The organism is Candidatus Palauibacter sp. (genome assembly GCF_965216145.1).
Taxonomy (GTDB): Bacteria; Gemmatimonadota; Gemmatimonadetes; order Palauibacterales; family Palauibacteraceae; genus Palauibacter.
In genome coordinates this window covers 2,026,109-2,044,875 of sequence record NZ_OZ244149.1, presented here as the reverse complement: position 1 = coordinate 2,044,875, position 18,767 = coordinate 2,026,109, and the positions used below count along the sequence as shown (strand labels likewise).

Annotated in this window: 20 protein-coding genes; 9 read left to right on the top strand and 11 right to left on the bottom strand. The window is 68.6% G+C overall.

Annotated elements, in window-relative coordinates:
- Positions 1-53: 53 nt before the first annotated feature.
- The 5 genes from ACOOHF_RS08930 to ACOOHF_RS08910 form a co-directional block, all read right to left on the bottom strand.
- The gene (locus ACOOHF_RS08930) at positions 54-296 is read right to left on the bottom strand and encodes a hypothetical protein (protein ID WP_420464252.1); all 243 of its coding nucleotides are present in this window, start codon (positions 294-296) and stop codon (positions 54-56) included.
- A 135-nt stretch (positions 297-431) separates the two neighbouring features.
- Positions 432-1,544: a hypothetical protein gene (locus tag ACOOHF_RS08925; protein WP_420464251.1), complete on the bottom strand. Its 1,113-nt coding sequence runs from the start codon at positions 1,542-1,544 to the stop codon at positions 432-434.
- On the bottom strand, positions 1,544-2,146 hold the full coding sequence (locus tag ACOOHF_RS08920; protein WP_420464250.1) for a hypothetical protein: 603 nt from the start codon (positions 2,144-2,146) through the stop codon (positions 1,544-1,546). Before ACOOHF_RS08920 ends, ACOOHF_RS08925 begins: the two co-directional genes overlap by 1 nt.
- Before the next feature lie 133 nt (positions 2,147-2,279).
- A complete protein-coding gene (locus tag ACOOHF_RS08915; protein ID WP_420464249.1) occupies positions 2,280-3,458 on the bottom strand; it encodes a hypothetical protein in 1,179 nt (392 codons plus the stop codon).
- A gap of 193 nt (positions 3,459-3,651) precedes the next feature.
- The gene (locus tag ACOOHF_RS08910) at positions 3,652-4,857 is read right to left on the bottom strand and encodes a 2,3-bisphosphoglycerate-independent phosphoglycerate mutase (RefSeq protein ID WP_420464248.1); all 1,206 of its coding nucleotides are present in this window, start codon (positions 4,855-4,857) and stop codon (positions 3,652-3,654) included.
- 104 nt (positions 4,858-4,961) lie between these two features.
- On the opposite strand from ACOOHF_RS08910, the gene ccmA reads away from it, so the two are divergent.
- From ccmA to ACOOHF_RS08865, 9 genes are all read left to right on the top strand, one after another.
- Complete coding sequence (ccmA, locus tag ACOOHF_RS08905) at positions 4,962-5,612, top strand: heme ABC exporter ATP-binding protein CcmA (protein ID WP_419934653.1); 651 nt, start codon at positions 4,962-4,964, stop codon at positions 5,610-5,612.
- Positions 5,609-6,289, top strand: coding sequence for a heme exporter protein CcmB (locus ACOOHF_RS08900; protein WP_420464247.1), 681 nt, complete (start codon positions 5,609-5,611; stop codon positions 6,287-6,289). The genes ccmA and ACOOHF_RS08900 overlap by 4 nt, the downstream gene beginning before the upstream one ends.
- Positions 6,290-6,329: 40 nt before the next feature.
- Positions 6,330-7,004, top strand: coding sequence for a cytochrome c biogenesis protein CcsA (gene ccsA / locus ACOOHF_RS08895; protein ID WP_420464246.1), 675 nt, complete (start codon positions 6,330-6,332; stop codon positions 7,002-7,004).
- Positions 7,001-7,153: a heme exporter protein CcmD gene (locus ACOOHF_RS08890; protein ID WP_420464245.1), complete on the top strand. Its 153-nt coding sequence runs from the start codon at positions 7,001-7,003 to the stop codon at positions 7,151-7,153. The genes ccsA and ACOOHF_RS08890 overlap by 4 nt, the downstream gene beginning before the upstream one ends.
- Positions 7,154-7,340: 187 nt before the next feature.
- Positions 7,341-8,204, top strand: coding sequence for a sigma-70 family RNA polymerase sigma factor (locus ACOOHF_RS08885; RefSeq protein WP_420464244.1), 864 nt, complete (start codon positions 7,341-7,343; stop codon positions 8,202-8,204).
- A 106-nt stretch (positions 8,205-8,310) separates the two neighbouring features.
- Positions 8,311-9,837 (top strand): M20/M25/M40 family metallo-hydrolase, encoded by a 1,527-nt coding sequence (locus ACOOHF_RS08880; RefSeq protein WP_420464243.1) that lies wholly within the window; start codon positions 8,311-8,313, stop codon positions 9,835-9,837.
- Positions 9,838-9,851: 14 nt separating this feature from the next.
- Positions 9,852-10,799: a creatininase family protein gene (locus tag ACOOHF_RS08875; RefSeq protein ID WP_420464242.1), complete on the top strand. Its 948-nt coding sequence runs from the start codon at positions 9,852-9,854 to the stop codon at positions 10,797-10,799.
- 89 nt (positions 10,800-10,888) lie between these two features.
- Entirely contained in the window at positions 10,889-11,437 is a 549-nt protein-coding gene (locus ACOOHF_RS08870) for a Panacea domain-containing protein (RefSeq protein ID WP_420464241.1), read from the top strand.
- Positions 11,438-11,446: 9 nt separating this feature from the next.
- Positions 11,447-11,872 (top strand): hypothetical protein, encoded by a 426-nt coding sequence (locus tag ACOOHF_RS08865; RefSeq protein ID WP_420464240.1) that lies wholly within the window; start codon positions 11,447-11,449, stop codon positions 11,870-11,872.
- On the opposite strand, the gene ACOOHF_RS08860 is transcribed toward ACOOHF_RS08865, so the two are convergent.
- From ACOOHF_RS08860 to gyrA, 6 genes are read right to left on the bottom strand one after another with little or no spacing between them, the layout of a single operon-like run.
- Entirely contained in the window at positions 11,832-12,272 is a 441-nt protein-coding gene (locus ACOOHF_RS08860; RefSeq protein ID WP_420464239.1) for a vitamin K epoxide reductase family protein, read from the bottom strand. The two genes, ACOOHF_RS08865 and ACOOHF_RS08860, sit on opposite strands and share 41 nt — an antisense overlap.
- 2 nt (positions 12,273-12,274) lie before the next feature.
- Positions 12,275-13,036 (bottom strand): DsbA family protein, encoded by a 762-nt coding sequence (locus ACOOHF_RS08855; RefSeq protein WP_420464238.1) that lies wholly within the window; start codon positions 13,034-13,036, stop codon positions 12,275-12,277.
- Positions 13,037-13,089: 53 nt separating this feature from the next.
- Positions 13,090-14,502: a hypothetical protein gene (locus ACOOHF_RS08850; RefSeq protein WP_420464237.1), complete on the bottom strand. Its 1,413-nt coding sequence runs from the start codon at positions 14,500-14,502 to the stop codon at positions 13,090-13,092.
- The gene (locus ACOOHF_RS08845) at positions 14,499-15,215 is read right to left on the bottom strand and encodes an HAD family hydrolase (protein WP_419934642.1); all 717 of its coding nucleotides are present in this window, start codon (positions 15,213-15,215) and stop codon (positions 14,499-14,501) included. The genes ACOOHF_RS08850 and ACOOHF_RS08845 overlap by 4 nt, the downstream gene beginning before the upstream one ends.
- A complete protein-coding gene (locus ACOOHF_RS08840; RefSeq protein WP_420464236.1) occupies positions 15,212-16,210 on the bottom strand; it encodes a threonine ammonia-lyase in 999 nt (332 codons plus the stop codon). The genes ACOOHF_RS08845 and ACOOHF_RS08840 overlap by 4 nt, the downstream gene beginning before the upstream one ends.
- Entirely contained in the window at positions 16,207-18,705 is a 2,499-nt protein-coding gene (gene gyrA / locus ACOOHF_RS08835) for a DNA gyrase subunit A (RefSeq protein ID WP_420464235.1), read from the bottom strand. Before gyrA ends, ACOOHF_RS08840 begins: the two co-directional genes overlap by 4 nt.
- Between the last annotated feature and the right edge of the window lie 62 nt (positions 18,706-18,767).

Below are 18,767 nucleotides of genomic sequence, written 5' to 3'. Positions count from 1 at the left end.
GCCGCCTCCCCGCGGCAGGCGAGGAGGAGAACCGCAGCCAGGAGTCCTACTGACTACCCGCACGCGTCCCCCATGCAACCCCAAAAAACTCTGCCGCCCTCCGTGTTGGCCCACCCGTACGCCATGGCCTCGCTCGCGCCCCGTTCGATCAGCGTGTCGTACCACCAGTTCCAGGTTTCCATCGCTCGGCTGTGGCAGGAGGCCGTGCATGCGTCCGGCCCGACCTGCCCCGCGAGCGGCAGTGCCATCGCCAACACCAGCATGAAGCTGGCCAACGTACGCTGTGGTCGTCGCATGGGTCCTCTCCCGTGGTTCGTGTTACCGTCCGAACCTCTTCCGGACGCAGCGGGGCATATCTTCCCCGTGTGCCAGATGCCGGGAGAGGGCGAGACCTTACACGAAGCCCTCGAGCGATGCGGCCGGTGCGGCAGTCAGCGTCGATCGGTCAGGGCAGCAACGTCAAACCAGTCCACGCGGCGCTCCGAAATCACGCCGCCGGTGTCCCGCTCCACCAGGACCGCGAGCGTGTTCCCGAGTACATCCATGCCCAACACCTTGTCCGCCACCTGTAGCGTCAGCGCGTACTCGGGACCGGTATCCGTGAGGCGGTACATTTCGATATGGCTGAGGGCGGGGATCACATCCTCGGCATTCCAGTACGACACCGCCCAGAACCGACGCTGGTCGTCCACAACCCGCGCGCCGTACCAGACCTTGGGTCTCGCCCGGATTTGTTCCTCGTCGAGGTTGGGTCGGAAGCCGCCCGCTGGAATCGAATTCAGCAACCTTAGCGACGCCGCAACATCCTCCTCGGTCGGGTACCGCTCCACATATGTTGACCGCACGATGGCGGTCGGTTCCTCCGCATCTCGGTCCGCGTACCACACCAGAAACTCACCGTAGCACGTCACGAACAGAAGACCGCCGCTCTCATCGTGGTATCCGAACCCAAGCTGGCGGGGGAGCCCTCCGGGCGTCGGGGTAGAACAATCCACGACATCCGCTTCGTCGGGGAACGTCCGCTCCCAGACGATACGACCCGTGGCCGTATCTATCTCCGCATTCACGAAGGAAGAACCGTTCGCCAGGTCGAGCCTGTAGTAGCTGCCGACCATCGTCCCACCCATGGCCGAAGGGCCGCTGGCGAGCAAGAAACTCGGGATACCCGGAGTGGACGTCAGGAACGTGCCAGATCCCGAGAACATCGATACGCGGTCGAGCCGCCGGTCCACGACGCCGATCATTCCTGACGCGCCACGAAGGATTCCCGCCGGGTCGGTGAACTCGCCCGGCCCCTCACCTTCGTTACCGAACATGAACGACTCGTCGCCCGGATCGGTACAGACGACGCGGTACCAGTACGTATCGATGACGCATGCCGACCCAGCCTCCAGCAAGACGACCTCATCGGACATGCTTGGAGGCGACACGACTGAGGCATACGGCTCGAGCCGGGCAGACGGCGACGCGGAATCACCCGGCTCGCCACACGCGGCGGCGAGCAGCGCGATGGGTACGAACACAGCCCGCCGATGCCGCAACATCAGATCGCCAGACGCCCGATACCCAGGAGCAGCCAGAGGACGTCGACCAGGAGAGAAAGCCCACACCCCGACGCCGCCCCAACGATCAGGCGCTTGTCGCCGCGGAGGCGGCAATACGCGACGCCGAGCAGCGCGTGAAAGGCCGCATCGAACACTCCCACTGCCGGGATGTCGGCTGGGGACCGAGGGAACGTTGAAAGTGGTATCGCGGTCGCATGCACCACGACGCCCAGTGGGGGGGGATCCAGCAAGGCGGGGGTGGTATCCCCCAGGAACATTGCATCGGGATCCGGCAGCAGGGCCGCCGCAGCCCCAGCGGGGTCTACACCACCCGCGGCCAGGACAATCCGGAGCGCATGGCCGGCAAGCAAGATGTAACCGGCGTGCACCGTCACGCTGAAGAGTTGTCTGAACGAGACGCTCTTCCCGGGCGTGAGCCGAGACACAGCCAACAGAATGCCCGCCAGTGCCGCGAAATATAGAGGAGTGATGAGGACTTCGCGGACCACGGAAACGACAGCGTTCGCGACGACTACAACCGGGAGAGCGAAGGCCGGCCAGGACGCGACTCCGTACTCGTGATGGACCAGTCCGGCAATCATCCACAGACATGCACTCGCGAAAACGTATGTGACCAGCGCACGCCTCCACACTGGCTCTTCCGCCACCGCATCGAACGACAGCAGGACGCGCCGGCTGAGAGCGTGCGGCCGGACCCGGGGGGAATTCACTCCGTCACGGATCAAGCGGGCCGGCGGCGAACGGCAGCAGGCCGGGCTCGGCCGGAAGCAGCTCATAGACGCGCACCTGGTCCATGCAGAGTTCTACCAGCCGTCCGCCGACAGCGGCGTAGTCCACTCCGAAACAACCGGAGGGGCGTTGGTACTCCCCGCGAGCAACGACGGAAACCGAATCGTCAGTCGAGAGAGGGATCGTCGTGGCGAGAGCCAGGTGGCCGGTCGCATACGGTGTTACCCAGAGATCGCCCAGCAACATCCGCACGCCCCGCGAGAATGGGATGGACGAGCGTACCGCGTCCCGCGGAACCCCCTCCCGCCCGCCGGTCTCGCGGGACTCGCGCTCAATCGCCTCCGCGTCGGCGGCGAGCGCCTCGGTGAGCCACGCCGGGAAGGCGACCGGGGTGATGTCGGTGATCCGGGCCGACGCGATGTCCAGCGCGATGCGCCACGCTCCGTAGGCCCGGACATCGGTGTTCCGAAACGCGACGACCGTGTCGGGCGCAACGACCGCGAACTCGAGGTCGTACTCCGTCCAAAGTGACCGGAAGTCGTCCGGCGCCAGCTCCGGGGGGAGTTCCCCGGCGAGGTCCACTTCTTCGCCGCCGGACTGGACGGTCAGCGAGACTCTCCGGCCGACCTTTCGGTACAGCACCGAGCCGTCCGGCAGCACGGCGAAACCCCGCACCAATTGCGGGACCTGCATCTCCTCCAGCAGCTGTCCGTCCGGATCGAACCGTGACAGCCGGCCGAGCCGGAGGTCGGCCACCCACACGCCGCCCCGGGGATCGGCTTCGATCGAATGCGGATCTTCGAACTCACCCGGGCCGCCGCCAGGACCCCCGATCACGGCTCGCAGCTTCGCGTCCTCGTCGAGGCGCAGAACATGCTTCGCGAATGTGTCGAGGACGTATATCTCATCCCTGCCGCTGGCGCCGATGGCGAGATCCCATCCGCGCTCGATCAGGAACTCCGATCGCATGTCGAGAGGATCTGCCGGGAACCCCGCGATGAACGCTCCGGGCTCCAGGACGCGATAGCCGGCCACTGAGGCTGCCGCGGGGGCGACCGACGCGGTGGGCGGGTTGCCGCTTGAAAGGTCACAGCCCCAGCCAAACCCGGCGGCGACGGCCAGAATCATCGCCGCCGCATCGCGGCTGGCTATGCACTGCCTCATATCAGTATCCAAATATCAAGTATCCAAGTGCCAGCGCCCTCCGCATGCGCGCGACGAACACCTCCGCCTGCCGTACGCCCCAAGGCCGCGAAGGTTCACGCTGCCACTTCGGTCCCCGTGGCACATGGCTCCGCAGACGTTCCTGCGGGACGTCACACGGCCGATCCGGGCTGTACGGAAACGGGCCTGCCGACTAGGCTCCGAACTTCGCGAGGCGGCCGGCTCTGGCGGCGGCGAGGCGCATGAGGTCGCAGCCGCGAACGCGTCCGTGCGCGCCGGTTCGACACGCCGTCTCTCCGAACGTCGTGGCCGCGTCGTTGCGCGCCGGGCCTCCGTGGATGAGGAAGGGGACCGGGTGCCAGCTGTGGTTGCGCATGGTCGAGGGCGTCGAGTGGTCGCCGGTCACGAGGATGACGTCGGGTCCGGCGTCGACGAGTTCCGGCACGATGGCGTCGGCTTCCTCGATGGCGGCTACCTTGCGGTCGAAGTCGCCGTCTTCTCCGGCCTTGTCGGGAGGCTTGAAGTGGAGGAAGAAGAAATCGTGCTCGGCGAGCCGCGCCCTCAGCGCGTCGACGAGCGGAGCCGCGCCGTCGGGCGCCGTCCGCGCGTCCATGCCGACGAGGCGGGCGACGCCGCGGTACATGGGGTACGCGGCGGCGGCGGCGGCCCGCATCCCGAACACGTCCTCGAACAGCGGCCAGTCGGGCTTGCTGGACACGCCCCTCAGGAGTGCCATGTTCGCGCGCGGGTGGTCCGCAAGCCGTTCGGCGGCCGCCTCGAGCCACGCCGCAAGGAGCCGGGCGGTCGGCTCGGACGCCGCGTTCCGCGCCGCCGGGGCGTGGGGCGGCTCGCCGGTCTGGCCCGGATCGGTGTCGTCCACGGCGTCGCCCGACGGGGCGTCGGGGTGCAGCACGAGGACGAAGCGGTGCTCCTTCACGTGACGCACGGAACAGCGGGCGCCGTCCAGTTCGATGCCGTCGAGCTGCCCGGCCAGGGGAGCGGCTTCGTCCGTCGAGATGCGGCCCGCCCGCCGGTCGGTCACCCGGCCTTGGGCGTCGACGGTGCAGAAGTTGGCTCGCACGGCGATGTCGCCCGGTCCGAGCGGGAATTCGATGCCGAGAGCCTCGAGCACGCCGCGGCCGGTCTCGTACACGAGGGGGTCGTAGCCGAACAGGGCCAGATGGCCGGGGCCGCTCCCCGGGGTGATGCCCGGCGCAACGGGGTCGTGGAGGCCGCACGTTCCGCCGCGGGCCAGTTCGTCGAGGTTCGGGGTGCGTGCGGCCTCGAGTTCGGTGGGGCCACCCGGCTGGCGGGGGAGCCCGCCCAGCCCATCCAGAACGTAGAGCAGCACCTTGCCGCCCCCACCCCCGGCGAGACGGGCGATCCGGTCGAGTTCCATGCGGCGGAACGTATGAGCGCCCCCGACGGCGGGCCAGCGGCCCGAGAGGGCCGGCGAGCGGGGCCGGGCGGCGGGCCGGAGGGGCGCGGCCGCGGGGCCGGTCGGTGAGCTTCGCGGTCGCGACAGAGGGCGTCACCCGGCGCTTCGGGCGGCGCTGGGCGCTGCGCGGGATCGACTTCGCCGTCCCCCGCGGGGCCGTCGTCGCGCTGCTCGGCGCGAACGGGACAGGCAAGACGACGCTGCTGCGGGTGATCTCCACGCTGCTGCGGCCGACGGCGGGCCGGGTCGAGGTGCTGGGCCATACGCTTCCCGCGGGCGGTGACGCGATCCGCGCGAGGACTGCCTTCATGACCGCCGGCGGCCACGCCTACGAGGAGCTGACCGGGCTGGAGAATCTCCGCTTCGCAACCCGCATGTCGGGCGAGGACGTCCCGGCCGACGCCCTGCGTGAGGCGCTGGCAGCCGTCGATCTCGCCGGGGCGGCGGATGTCCCCGTGCGTGGCTGGTCCACGGGGATGCGCAAGCGCCTCGAACTGGCGCGGCTCCGCCTCCGCCCGCTTGAGCTGGTGCTGCTCGACGAGCCCTTCGTGAGCCTGGATGAGGACGGCGTGGCGCTCGTCCACGAGGCGGTCCGCGCGTGGCGCGACGCCGGCGCCGCCGTGCTCATCGCCTCGCACCGGGTCGACGACGCGACGCGCCACGCCGACGAGGTCGTGCGGCTGGAGGGCGGACGGGTCGCCGCGGACGCCGGGTGAGGGCGCTCGCGCGGCGAGCCGCCGCCATCCTGCGGAAGGACATCCTCTCGGAGACGCGAACCCGGCAGGGGTTCACGGCCATGCTCTCCTTCGCGGCGCTCGTCCTTTTCTTGTTCAGCTTCGCGGTCGGAGCGGACAGCGCGCTCCTGGAACGACTCGCCGGCGGCCTCGTGTGGGTGGCGATCGTGTTCACCGGCACGCTGTCGCTGGGCCGGACGTTCCAGAACGAGGAACTGGCGGGCGGGACGCGGCTCCTGCGACTCTACCCCGGGGATGTACGCGCGATCTACCTGGGCAAGCTGGCGGGCAACCTCGTCGTGCTGGCGGCGCTCGAGGTCCTCCTCTTCCCGGCCGCCGCCATCCTGTACGAGGTCGACTTCGCCGCGCACGCCGGCCCGCTCCTCCTCGTGGCCGCCCTCGGCACGTTCGGCTTCTCCGTCATCGGGACCTTTTTCTCGGCCCTCACGGTACACCTCCGGGCGCGCGAACTCCTGCTCCCGCTCCTCCTCTTCCCCGCCCTCGTCCCCGTCGTGCTCGGGAGCGTGGGCGCGACGGACGCCTTCCTCGTCGGCGACCCGCTCGGACGCGCCGGGGGCTGGCTGAGGTTGTTGGCGTCGTACGACGTGATACTGTTCGTGGTCTGCGTCTGGATATTCCCCGTCGTCCTCGAGGAATGAGGCGAGATGAGGGTCCGATGAACCGGTTGGTGACCATCCGATGAACAAACTGACAACGCTGGGCTGGCTGGCGCTCGCCCTCATCGTGGCAGGCAGCCTACTCGGGCTCTTTGTCCTGCCCGCCGACGCGATGCAGGGCGAGGTCCAGCGCCTGCTTTACGTCCACGTCCCCATGGCGTGGGTGATGATGCTCGCGTTCTTCATCGTCTTCCTCATGAGCATCCTCTACCTCGTGCAGCGGAAGCTGAAGTGGGACCTCCTGGCGGTCTCCGCCGCGGAACTGGGGGTGCTCGGCGCCGTCCTCACCCTCATCCTCGGCTCGCTGTGGGGCCGGCTCACCTGGGGGATCTGGTGGGCGTGGGACCCCAGAATCACCACCACGGCGCTCCTCGTACCCATCTACACGGGCTACCTGGTCGTGCGTTCGATGACGGAGGATCCGGACCAGCGCGCGCGCTGGTCGGCCGTGATCGGCCTCATCGGGTTCGTCCAGGTACCGGTCGTGTACCTGTCGGTGTTCTGGTGGCGGAGCCTGCACCAGCCCCCGTCGTCGCCCCGTTCGATGGCGAGCGCGTTCGGGCTCGTGATGCTGCTCGGGTTCGTCGCCTACACGATCGCTTTCACGTATCTCTGGCTCCGGCGTTACAGGGTGGCTGCAACGGAACTCGAACTCGAACTGTCGGGTCCAGAGGACGAGAGGTTCAACGGGGTATGAACGAACACTGGATCTTCGTCGGCGCCGGGTACGGGATCACGTGGGCCACCCTCGTCTGGTACGTCCTCCGCCTTCGCCGCCGGGAGCGCGTCGCGCGGGCGGATTCGGCCCGGAGCGGCGAGGGAGCCCGGAGGAGGGGTCCGGGGTAGAAGGGGTTGGAAAAAGGGTGCGGTTCGTTCCGATTCCCTCTATAATCTCAAGTTTGTATCAAAAGCGACCGGAGCGAACCGTGGCGGGGCGGAGTTTCGGTTGGCCCGTCCCGGGCCGCTGATTTGTAGACGACCGACCCGAGTCAGGATTCGGATTTATATGGCGAAGACGGCTGCAAGCCGACACATGTTCTTCGACACGTACGCGCTCGATTCGTTCGATCAGTACCTGCAGGACGTGGAGCGGTATCCGCTCATCGAGAGCCCGCAGATCGAGCGCGAGATCGCCCGCAAGGCCCGTGCCGGCGACCGCCAGGCGGCGGAGCGCCTCGTCACGGCGAACCTGCGCTTCGTGATCTCGTACGTGAAGAAGTACCAGGGCCGGGGTTTGAACCTCGCCGAACTCGTGTGCATCGGGAACGAGGGCCTGCTCAAGGCCGTCAAGAAGTTCGATCCCGACAAGGGGGTGAAGTTCATCTCCTACGCGGTGTGGTGGATCCGGCAGACGGTGCTCCAGGCGCTGGCCGAGCAGACGCGCTCGGTGCGGATCCCGCTCAACCAGAACTCGAACCTGGTCAAGCTGTCCCGGACGGAGACGGCGCTCACCCAGAAGCTCGGACGCTCGCCGACGGACCGGGAGATCGCCGAGGAGATGGAGGAGCCGGTCGAGACCGTGCGGGCGCTGAGGCGCGTCGCCTCCGCCGAGCTGAGCCTCGACGCGCCGCTCGACAAGTCCGACCGCGACAGCGCCTCGTTCGGCGAGCGCTTCTCGGGGATGGACGACGCGGACATCGAGGAGGACGTCGAGGACCAGGCCCGGCGCGAGTTCCTCGAGAAGATGTTCGAGCGCTACCTGACCGAGCGTGAGCGGAAGATCCTGGTGCTGTACTACGGCCTCGACGACGGCGAGGAGATGACGCTGGAGGAGATCGGTTCGCTGCTCGGCGTGACGCGGGAGCGCATCCGGCAGATCCGGAACCGGGCCTTCGACAAGCTGCGCGCCTCGGCGGACGGAGAGGCGCTGGAAGGCTTCTGGCGCGCCACCGCCTGAATTTCGCGGGTTGCCGGGGGTTTTGGAGTACCGGCATCATACCCGCATGAAAACCCAGCCAGAAATCAGACGCATCCGAACGTCCGGCCTGAAGATTGCCGGGCTTGTGGTCGCGGGACTCCTCGCAGCGCACCCGGCCGCCGCGCAGTCGGGGGCGGATGTCGCGCGGGCGTACCGGGAGGCGCACGAGGCGGAGATCGTGCGGGACTTCGCCGAACTCCTGACCTATCCGAACCGGGCCCGCGACCTGGAGGACGTCACGCGGGCGGCGGAGTACATCCGCGACGAGTTACGCGCGGTCGGCGTCACCTCGGAACTCCTCCGGATCGATGGCGTCGCGCCCCTCGTGTACGGCGAACTCCGGGTGCCGGACGCGGAGCGGACCCTCGGCATCTACGTCCACTACGACGGCCAGCCCGTCGACCCCTCGAACTGGACGCACCCCCCGTTCGAACCCACGCTCTACACCGCGTCGATGGAGTCCGGCGGGACGCCGCGCCCCATGCCCGAGCCGGGGGATCCGGTGGACCCGGAGTGGCGGCTGTACGCCCGCTCGGCCGGTGACGACAAGGCGCCGATCGCCGCGATCCTGCCCGTCCTGCGCGCGTTCCGGGAAGAAGGCGTCCAGCCCACGTCCAACCTCGTCTTCTTCTTCGACGGCGAGGAGGAAGCGGGCTCGCGTCATCTGGGTCAGTACATGGAAATGGCGGCGGACCGGATCGCGGATATAGACGTGTGGCTCTTCTTCGATGGGCCCGCGCACCAGAGCGGCCGTCCGCAGCTGACGTTCGGGGTTCGCGGGTCCATGGGGATGGAGGTCACGGTCTACGGGGCCACGCGCAATCTCCACTCCGGCCACTACGGGAACTGGACCCCCGACACCGGGAACATCCTGGCCCGGCTCCTCGCCTCCATGAAGGACGACACGGGCCGGGTGCTCGTGGACGGCTGGTACGACACGGTCGAACCGCTGGGGGCGGAGGAGCGGGCGGCGCTGGAGGCGATGCCCCCGGTCGACGAAGCGCTCAAGCGGGAACTGGGGCTGGCGTGGACCGAGGGCGAACCGGAGACGCTGTCCGAGCGGATCCTCCTCCCGGCGCTCAACATCCGCGGCCTCACGAGCGGCAACACCGGCGCGCTGGCCCGGAACATCATCCCCAACACGGCGGTCGCCGCGCTGGGGATCCGGCTCGTCAAGGGCAACGAGGCGGACCACCTGCGGCAACTCGTCGTCGAACACATCGAGGGCCAGGGCTTCCACGTGGTGTCCGAGGATCCGGACATGGAGACCCGACGTCGATATCCCCGTATCGCCAAGGTCACGGGCGGAGGCGGTTACCCCGCGGCTCGCACGGGGATGGACAACCCGTTCGTGCAGGAGATCATCACCGCCGCCTCGGCGGCCGCCGACCGCGCGTTCGAGCCGGGCGCGCTCGTCCTCGCTCCGGGGCTGGGCGGCACCCTGCCCCTCTACCTGTTCACGGATGTGGCGGGGAAGCCCGCCGTGAACGTCCCCGTCGCGAACCACGACAACAACCAGCACGCGCCCGACGAGAACCTCCGAATCGCGAACCTGTGGTACGCCATCGATCTCTACGCAGCGCTCCTCACGATGCCGATCACCGTTTTCTGACAGGACCCGTTCCCATGAGACGATCCCTGAACGCGTCTGCCCACCGGCTCGGCGCCGTCCTGCTGCTTTCCCTCGCCCCGGCGGCGTCCGCGCAGACGAACCCGCTGTGGACGCAGGAGAAGGTGAAGAACTACCTGCCGCACATGACCGTGCCGGAGGTGCGCGACTTCCTCACACGCAGCGACATGGTGCTGATTCCGGTCGCGTCGCTGGAGCAGCACGGCAACCACCTGCCGATCGGCACGGACTACCTGAACGGCGTCGAGCAGGCGAAGCTCGTGGCGCAGCGGGCCGACGTGCTCGTGGCCCCGATCCTCCTGCCGGGGCAGTCTCCGTATCACATGGGGTTCGAGGGCACGATCACCCTGCCCTCGTCGCTGGTCCAGGAGGTGTACGTCGAGGCCGTGAAGAGTCTCATCGCGCACGGCTTCAAGCGTTTCCTCATCATGAACGCGCACGGGGGGAACCGGGCCATCACGACCTTCATCGTCGACCGCATCAACCAGGAGACGGCGGGCATCGCCGTGGACCTGGGCGCGGTGACGGGACCGTTCCGGGATCGGAGCCGGATGGCCTCGGTGCCGACCCCGCCGCCGGACGTACTCGACCGTCACGGGGGGACGCCCGAGACGTCGAGTTCGCTCTATCTCATGCCGGCGCTGGTGGATATGGACGCGGCGGTCCCGGCCGAGGTCACGATGCCCGCCCATCTGGAGGCGATGCTGCCGGACGTGCTCGCCGGCGACCCGACGGCGCTGGCCGTGTTCCTGGCCGAGGGCCTCAAGGACGCGTCGACGGGCAAGGGAACCTCGTCGTCAGAGATGTCGTCCACGGGCGTGTGGGGCACGCGCGACCCGGCCGAAGCCACGCTCGAGCGGGGACGGGTCGCGACGGAGGTGATGGTCGAAGCCGCGGTGGCGTTCATCGAACGTTGGAACGAACTGCGCCCCCCCGGTTCCTGATCCGGCCGGCGCAACGTGGCTGCGAAGCCGGGGTAGCCTTATCCTCCGGTGTGGACGGACAGACGGCCGAACGGGAGAGTCGCGCTCCGATGTACCCGAGATTCAAGCACTCCAAGACGACGCAACTCGCCTGTGAGTTCCTGCGCCTGGCAGGGGGGCGGATGAGCTACATGAAGCTCATCAAGCTCCTCTATCTTGTCGACCGACGCAGCCTGCTGGAGCGAGGCGTCCCGGTCACATACGACCGCTATGTGTCGATGAGCCATGGGCCCGTCCTGTCCGAAACCCTCGATCTGATCAACTACGGATCGGGCCCATCCGAGGAGAGTTACTGGGAGACCCATGTCGACCAGGATTCGCGTTACGAGGTTTCGCTCAAGGGCGATTGTCCCCTTGACGAGCTGTCCGACGCCGAGGTGGACCTGGCGCGAGCCGTGTACGCCGAGTTCGGAAAGATGGACCGTTGGGCGGTAGTCGAACGCCTGCATCAGCTACCCGAATGGAGGGACCCCGGGGAGGTCCGCGTGCTCCCGATTCGCTACGAGGACATCTTGGCGCACGAGAAGACGCCGGACGAGAGCGAACAGATCATCGACGATCTGCGTGCCATGGGGGCCGCCGAAGCGATCTTCGGCTGAGCCACGGACGTGCGCGCCGGAGATTGTTTTCTCATCGGTGGGCACTGGCTCACACCTCACCTCTGGATCGTGCTCACGGAGCCGTCCGGCGATCCGGCCCGCGTTCTGATCGCCAGCTGTACGTCCCGAAGATCCTGGTCTGACGACACTGTCGTACTCAATCGCGGCGATCACCCCTTCATCCGTCACGAGACCGTCATCGCCTACGCGCAAATCAGGATCGTGGAATCGCGGGTGATCGAGTTCCAGCTCTACCGCGGGAAGATCACGAGCAAAGAGCGGATGCGTCGCGCGGTCTTGGATCGCGTAGTCGAGGCGGTGCTGGCCTCGGACAACACTACCGGCAAGTGCAAGCAGTTCATCCGCGATGGGAACTTCGGCACGGATGCTGCTATCAAGTCCGTCGAGAAAAGGCGCGGAACTCGGGGACCGTGAGGAGGAAGATGGCGAGGCTGATGACGGCGCTGCCCACGCACCAGCGGCAGATCGCGTGGATGACCCAGAGTTCGAGCGCCGTGAGGTAGATCGTGAACCCGAGTCCGCCGAGCGCGAGCACGGCCAGGACCCGGGAGATCCAGCGCGCTGCGCCCGCCCCATCGCGAGTCCCGAGGATCGAGACCGCGAACACGGCCACGTACCAGGCAACGCCCCAGCCCGCCACGGGGAAGCCGAGGAAGCGGGCCCAGCGCGATCCCTGCACGAGGTCGCACCCTCCACCGGCGCCGCAGGCGAGTTCGCCGTAGTAGCCGAGCGCGTACAGGAAGAGGTAGGTGGAGAGGAAGAAGCCGGCCAGCGCCAGGAGCGCGATCCCCCGGCGCCGGTTGAGTCCGCTCACGGTTACGGCGTCCCCTCGCTGCTCTCATTCATTGCGGCGAGCCGGGCCTGGATGAGGCCCTCGAGGTGCGTGTAGGGATCCACGCCCTGCAGGCTCACGCGCTGCCCGTCTACGAACAGCGTGGGCGTGGAGTTCACGCCCCGCGTCTCGCCCACCTTATGTGCGCTTGCGATGCCGTCGAGGTGGCGGCGGTCACGCATGCACGCTTCGTAGTCGCCGGAATCGACGCCTGCCTCTCGGGCGATATCGGCGATCACCGAACCGGGATCCTGCTCCACGTACCAGCGCGTCTGGCGGGCGAGCAGGAGGTCGTGCATCGGCCAGTAGAGCCCCTGCTCGTGCGCGCAGCGCTCGGCAAGCGCGGCCGCGACCGAGTTGGGGAAGGTGCCGAGAATGAAGTTGTACGAAATCCATCGGACCGGGGCGCCCGCCGTCTCTACGTAGTTCTGCCGGATCAGCTTCCCGGCGAAGCCCGAGAAGGCCGCGCAGGCGGGACAGGAGGGATCGTAGTACTCCTCGATCGTGATGGGGGCCGACTCCGGGCCGAGGCCGACTCCGGCAGCGGGATCCGCTTCCGCCTCGGCAAGCACTTCCGCCAACTCGGCGGGCGTCGGCGGCGGGCCCGATCCGCCCTGTCCCCCACCCAGCAGGAGCCAGCCCGCGCCGACGACCACGATCGCGATCAGGCCGCCTCGGAACAGCCAGTTCGGCCGCGACGGAGGGCTCATCCTCTGTGCCGTCTTGGGTGCCGTCTTCTTTGCCATCTGTCAACCTCTCCCGGGCCTGGCAGCCCGTGCGTCATCGTGTCCGTAGCGGGTCAGAGCAACCCTCGGGCCAACCAGGCCAGCGCGGCCACGACGAAGAACGTCACGATGGCGAGAATCGTCAATCGGGCGCCGTCGGACAAGCGGCGGCCGCGCAGGGCGGTCAGGCCGCGGAGGGCGGGAATCAACCGGTCGGACCAGCGGGCGGCGATTTCCATGAGCACCGCACCGCCCGCGACCCCGTAGGCCGCATCGAGCCTCGTCACCTCTTCGTTCCAGGCGACGATCGCCTCTTCCACGCCCGCTTCTTCCGTCTCCGGAGGGGCGAGGTCGCGCGCGTGAAGCCGCTGCCACAGCAGTTGCTGTCTCGCCAGGACAGCGTCGAAGGCGGGGTCCAGCGTTTCGATCCGCTTCGACATCGCCTCCCACAGCGAAGGTCCATCCATCTGGGCGAACGCCCGCTCGCCCTGCTCGCGATCGAGACGCTTCGCGCGGACCAGGTGGCGGACCTCGTTCCCGTAGACCCGCGCCAGTTCCTCCGCGACGCCGCGGAAGGCGGCGATCGCGTCCTGTCTCATCTGCTCGGCGTCCATGGCCTCGACGGCGCTCATGAGGGAGCCCGCCTTGAGGGCCGCCGACCGCCGGAGCATCAGGGGGCCGAGCGCGATCTCGCCCAGCGCCTGGAAGTGTCGCTGGAAGTAGCCCCGATCGAAGCGCTCGCCGATGGAGGCGTCGATTCTCACCCGTTCGACCGCCGTATCGCAGGCGCTCTGCAGCGTGTCCGCGGCCTCTGAGAACTCCGGGAGACGCGCCGGCAGCGGCCGCGTGACCTCGCCCTTGGCGAACATCTCGAGCGCGCCGCCGGGGTCGAGCGGCGCGGGAGTCGTCCGCGCGACCCTCAGGACGGCCTGAATCTCCTCGGAGAACAGGTAGCGAATGGTCACGGACGTGTCGCCGGCCGCCAGGTGCAGCCCGGGCCGGCTCGCGCCTCCGGTCGAGATGGTGGCTTCTTCCGCGCGCTCGACGGGCCACCGCACGCGGTGCTTCCCTTCCCCCGCGAAGAGGTGCAGACCCTGCCGCGTGAACACCGCGAGATAGAGTCCGTTGACCGGCTCGCCGGCAATCTCGCCGGTGACCGCGGTCCCGGCGGCGCACACGACGACTTCGGAGGCCAGCGGCTGAAGGATCGACCGCCGGGTGTCCCCGCTCGTCCCGCGCTCGAGGGCGCGGGCGAGTTCCTGCAGATCGCCGCCGTCCCCGAAGAACGCGAGCGTGTGGCGCCGGGCGAACAGCAGGATGAGGCCGGCACGCCTCGACACCCAGAAGATGGACTCCAGCTCCACCTGCTCCCCGTCGAACCAGAGGCCCGAGGGGGAACAGGCGACCGGAACCTGGCGCCGCGCCGGCTCCCCGGCGACGAGAACGTCGAACAGGAACTCGCGGGGCGCGTTCGCGCCGCGGCTCATGCGCATGCGAGCACCGACATCACCCGATCCGTGTCCCCCAGGGACGGAAGAGCCTCGTTCGCGCCCGCGCGGCGGAGATGGTCCACCGAGAAACGCCCGGTGGCGACCGCGAGCACCGGGAGTTCCGACGCCCGCGCGCACGCGATGTCGTGCGGCGTGTCGCCGACCACCCAGGTCCGTCCCGGCGAGTAGCGGGTGCCGGTGTGGCGGAAGGCCCGCTCGAGCGCGATCGGCGGGAGGGCGTTCCGGTCCGCGTCGTCGCACCCGAAGGCGCCGAACGGGAACCGGTTCCACAGGCCGACGGCCGAGAGCTTGCCCTCGGCGCCGGCCGCGATGTTGCCCGTCACGAGCCCGAGCGTCGCACCGGTCTCTTCGAGGGCGTCGAGGAGCGCGGGCACACCCGGCGCCGGTCGCATCCGCGCGCGTCGATCGGCGATCTCGTCTTCGAGCCCCGCGGCGTATGCCGTCCACAGCCGGTCGAGGCCCGCGTCGATCCTGTCGTCCGAGAACCCGACCGCGCGCAGCAGGGTGCGTACGATCTGCGGATCCGTCATCCCGTCGAACGGAAGCTCATCGATCGGGCCGGACGTTCCGTACACGTCGATCATGGCGTTCGTGATCGCCGCGCGGCCGACGCCGGCGGAGTGCACGAGCGTCCCATCGATGTCGAACAGCACCAGCATCGGGGCCCGGCCGTCCGCGGGTAGCGTCAAGGGCGCGTCCATTCGGCGAGCAGCGCCGGCTCGATGTTGCCTCCCGACAGGATGGCCACCGTCTCGCCGGCCGCGGCGGGCTCGACGCGGCCGCTGAGCAGGGCGGCCACGGTGGCCGCCCCGGACGGCTCCACCACGAGCCGCAGGCCGAAGAGCCAACGGACCGCGTCGCGGATCGAATCATCGTCCACGGTGACGACGCGGTCGACCAGATCACGGCAGTGCGCGAAGGTGAGATCGCCCGGCCGCACGGGCTTCAGGCCATCGGCCACGCTGGACACGCGATCGAGCGTCACCGGCGCTCCGCGCTCGAGCGAGCGGAGCATCGAGGCAGCCCCCTCGGGCTCGACCCCGATGATCTCGGCTTCGGGAAAGCGGCGCCGGATGACCGCCGCGACCCCGGCCAGCTGTCCGCCCCCTCCGACGGGCGCCAGGACCACCCCCGGCTCGCGAGGGGCGAGCTGTTCGGCGATCTCGAGCGCGACCGTTCCCTGCCCGGCGATGATGCGGGGATCGTCGAACGGCGGCACCATGGTCCCGCCCTCCTCGCGCTGGATCTGCTCGGCCCGCGCCTGGCGCTCTCCCGAGGTCGTGCCCTCGAATTCGACCTCGGCGCCGAGCGCGACCGTTGCCGAGCTCTTCACCTCGGGAGCGTCGACGGGCATCACGATCCGCGCCGGTACCCCGAAGGCGCGGGCGGCCCAGGCCACCGCCTGCGCGTGGTTGCCCGAGGAGTAGGTGAGCAGCCCGGCAGCCCGCTCCTCCGGCAACAGCCGGCTCACGAAGTGGTAGGCGCCGCGCGCCTTGAAGGCCGACACGCTCTGGAGGTTCTCGCACTTGAGCCAGAGCGCGTCCGGGCCGTCCGTGGCGGCGCGCCCTCCGGGCCGCGGCACGGGTGCCGGGATCAGGGGGGTGCGCCGGACCGCCCCGCGGATCCTGTCGTGCGCGGCCTCGATGTCGGCGAGCGAAACCAGGGCCGTGGCCGCGCGATTCACTCCGCTTCCTCGCCGGACCCGGGTCCGTCCTCCGGTTCTTCGTCCCCGTTCCCGGCCTCCCCGACGGGATCGATCAGGCACGCGACATCCACGAGTTCGTCGCGCTCGTCGAGGGCGACGAGCCGGACCCCCGTGGTGTTTCTCCCGATCACCCGGATCTCGTCCGCGGACTGTCGATTGATGACGCCGTTCCGGGTCACGAACATCAGTTCGTCATCGTCCGTCACCTCCCGGACCGCCGCCACCCGTCCCGACTTCGCCGTCGTCTTGAGATTGATCAGGCCCTTCCCGCCGCGCTTCTGGATTCGATAGTCGTCCACGTCGCTGCGCTTGCCCATCCCCAGTTCCGACGCCGTGAGGAGCGAGCCTCCACGCCGCGCGACCACCATCCCGACGACCGCATCGTCCTTCGAGAGCCTGATGCCACGCACGCCCTGGGCTACGCGCCCCATCTCGCGGGCGTCTCCTTCCGAGAAACGGATCGCCATCCCGCGTCGTGTCGCGAGAATGACGTCGTTCGAGCCATCGCTCAGTTTCACGTCGATCAGACGGTCGTCCTCGTCCTCGCGGATGTTGATCGCCCGCAATCCGCCCGCGTGCACGTTTCGATACGCGGCGAGGCTCGTCCTCTTCACGAGTCCCTTGCGGGTGGCGAAGATGAGATACCGGTCATCGGAGAACTCCCGCACCCGCACGATGGACGCCACTTCGTCGCCCTTGTTCATCCTCAGCAGGTTCACGATCGGCTTCCCGCGCGCGGTCCGGCTGGCGGGGGGGATCTGGTACACCTTGAGCCGGTACAACCGGCCGTCCCGCGTGAAGATGAGGAGGTAGTCGTGGGTCGAGGCGAGGAAGAGATGTTCCACCCAGTCCGTTTCCTTCGTCCCCATGCCGGCGATCCCGCGGCCGCCGCGCCGCTGCGCGCGGTAGACGTGGGGCTCGATGCGCTTGATGTACCCGGCGCGGGAGACCGTGATCACCATGCGCTCCTCGGCGATCAGATCCTCGTCCGTGAGGTCCGAGGTATCGGGCACGATCTGGGTCCGGCGCTCATCGCCGAACCTGTCGACGAGCGCGGACAGTTCCTCGCCGACGATCTCCATCCGCCGCCGCCGTGACGCGAGGATCCCCTCGAGTTCCATCCTTCGGCGGCGAACAACCTCCAGTTCCTTCTCGAGCTTCTCGATCTCGAGGCCGGTGAGGCGCGCGAGGCGCATGTTGAGGATCGCGTCGGCCTGGCGCTCGCTGAGTCCGAACGCGTCCCGGAGCCGGGCCCGCGCGACCTCGGTCTCGGCCGATCCGCGGATGATGCGGATGACTTCATCGATATGGTGTACGGCGACGGTCAGGCCCTCGAGGATGTGTTCCCGGTCCTTTGACACCGCGAGTGCGAACACGGCGCGCCGCTGCACGACTTCGTGCCGGTGCTCGAGGAAATGCCCGAGCATCGTCTTGAGGTCCAGCACCTGCGGTTCGCCGTTCACGAGGGCGAGCATGTTGACGCCGAAGGTGGATTGCAGCTGTGTCCCCTTGAACAGCTGGTTGAGGACGATCTGTGGCACCGCATCCCGTTTGAGTACGATCACGATGCGGATGCCGTCGCGGTCGGATTCGTCGCGGAGGTCGGAGATGTCCGTGACCCTCTTGTCGCGCACGAGACCCGCGATCTGTTCGATCAGGCGGGTCTTGTTGACCATGAACGGGATCTCACGGACGATGATCCGGTCGCGGCCGTCCCTGCCCTCCTCGATGTCCGCCTTGGCCCGCATCACGATGCGTCCCCGGCCCTCCCGGTAGGCCTCGCGGATCCCCGCGCCGCCGAAGATGGCCCCCCCGGTGGGGAAATCGGGACCGCGGACAAACTCCATCAGTTCGTCCAGCGTCGTGTCGGGCGCTTCGATCAACCGGTGACACGCTGCGGCCACTTCGCGGAGATTGTGCGGCGGGATGTTCGTCGCCATGCCCACGGCGATGCCCGACGACCCGTTGACGAGCAGGTTCGGGAGCGCCGACGGGAGCACGGTGGGCTCGAGCAGCCGGTCATCGAAGTTCGGCGTGTGGTCGACCGTGTCCTTGTCGATGTCGTTGAGCATCTGGCTCGCCAAGCCCGTCAGCCGAGCCTCCGTGTAGCGGTACGCGGCCGCGGAGTCGCCGTCGATGGACCCGAAGTTGCCCTGGCCGTCGACGAGCGGATACCGGAGCGAGAACTCCTGCGCCATGCGGACGAGCGAGTCGTAGATCGCACTATCGCCGTGCGGGTGGTATTTGCCGATCACATCGCCGACGACCGTCGCGCTCTTTCGATGGGGCCGCGTCGGACCCAGCCCCGCCTCGTGCATCGCGAACAGGATTCGCCGGTGTACGGGTTTCAGGCCGTCTCGGACGTCAGGCAGGGCGCGCTGCACGATCACGCTCATCGAATAGTCGATGAACGAGTCGCGCATCTCGTCTTCGAGGTGTCGCGGCTCGACGCGTTCCACGCTGTCGGTAGTCATGGATTCCCGTTGGAATCGGGGTTCTCGAAATCCCGGAGGGCGCGGCGGCCACGGGTCTTCGG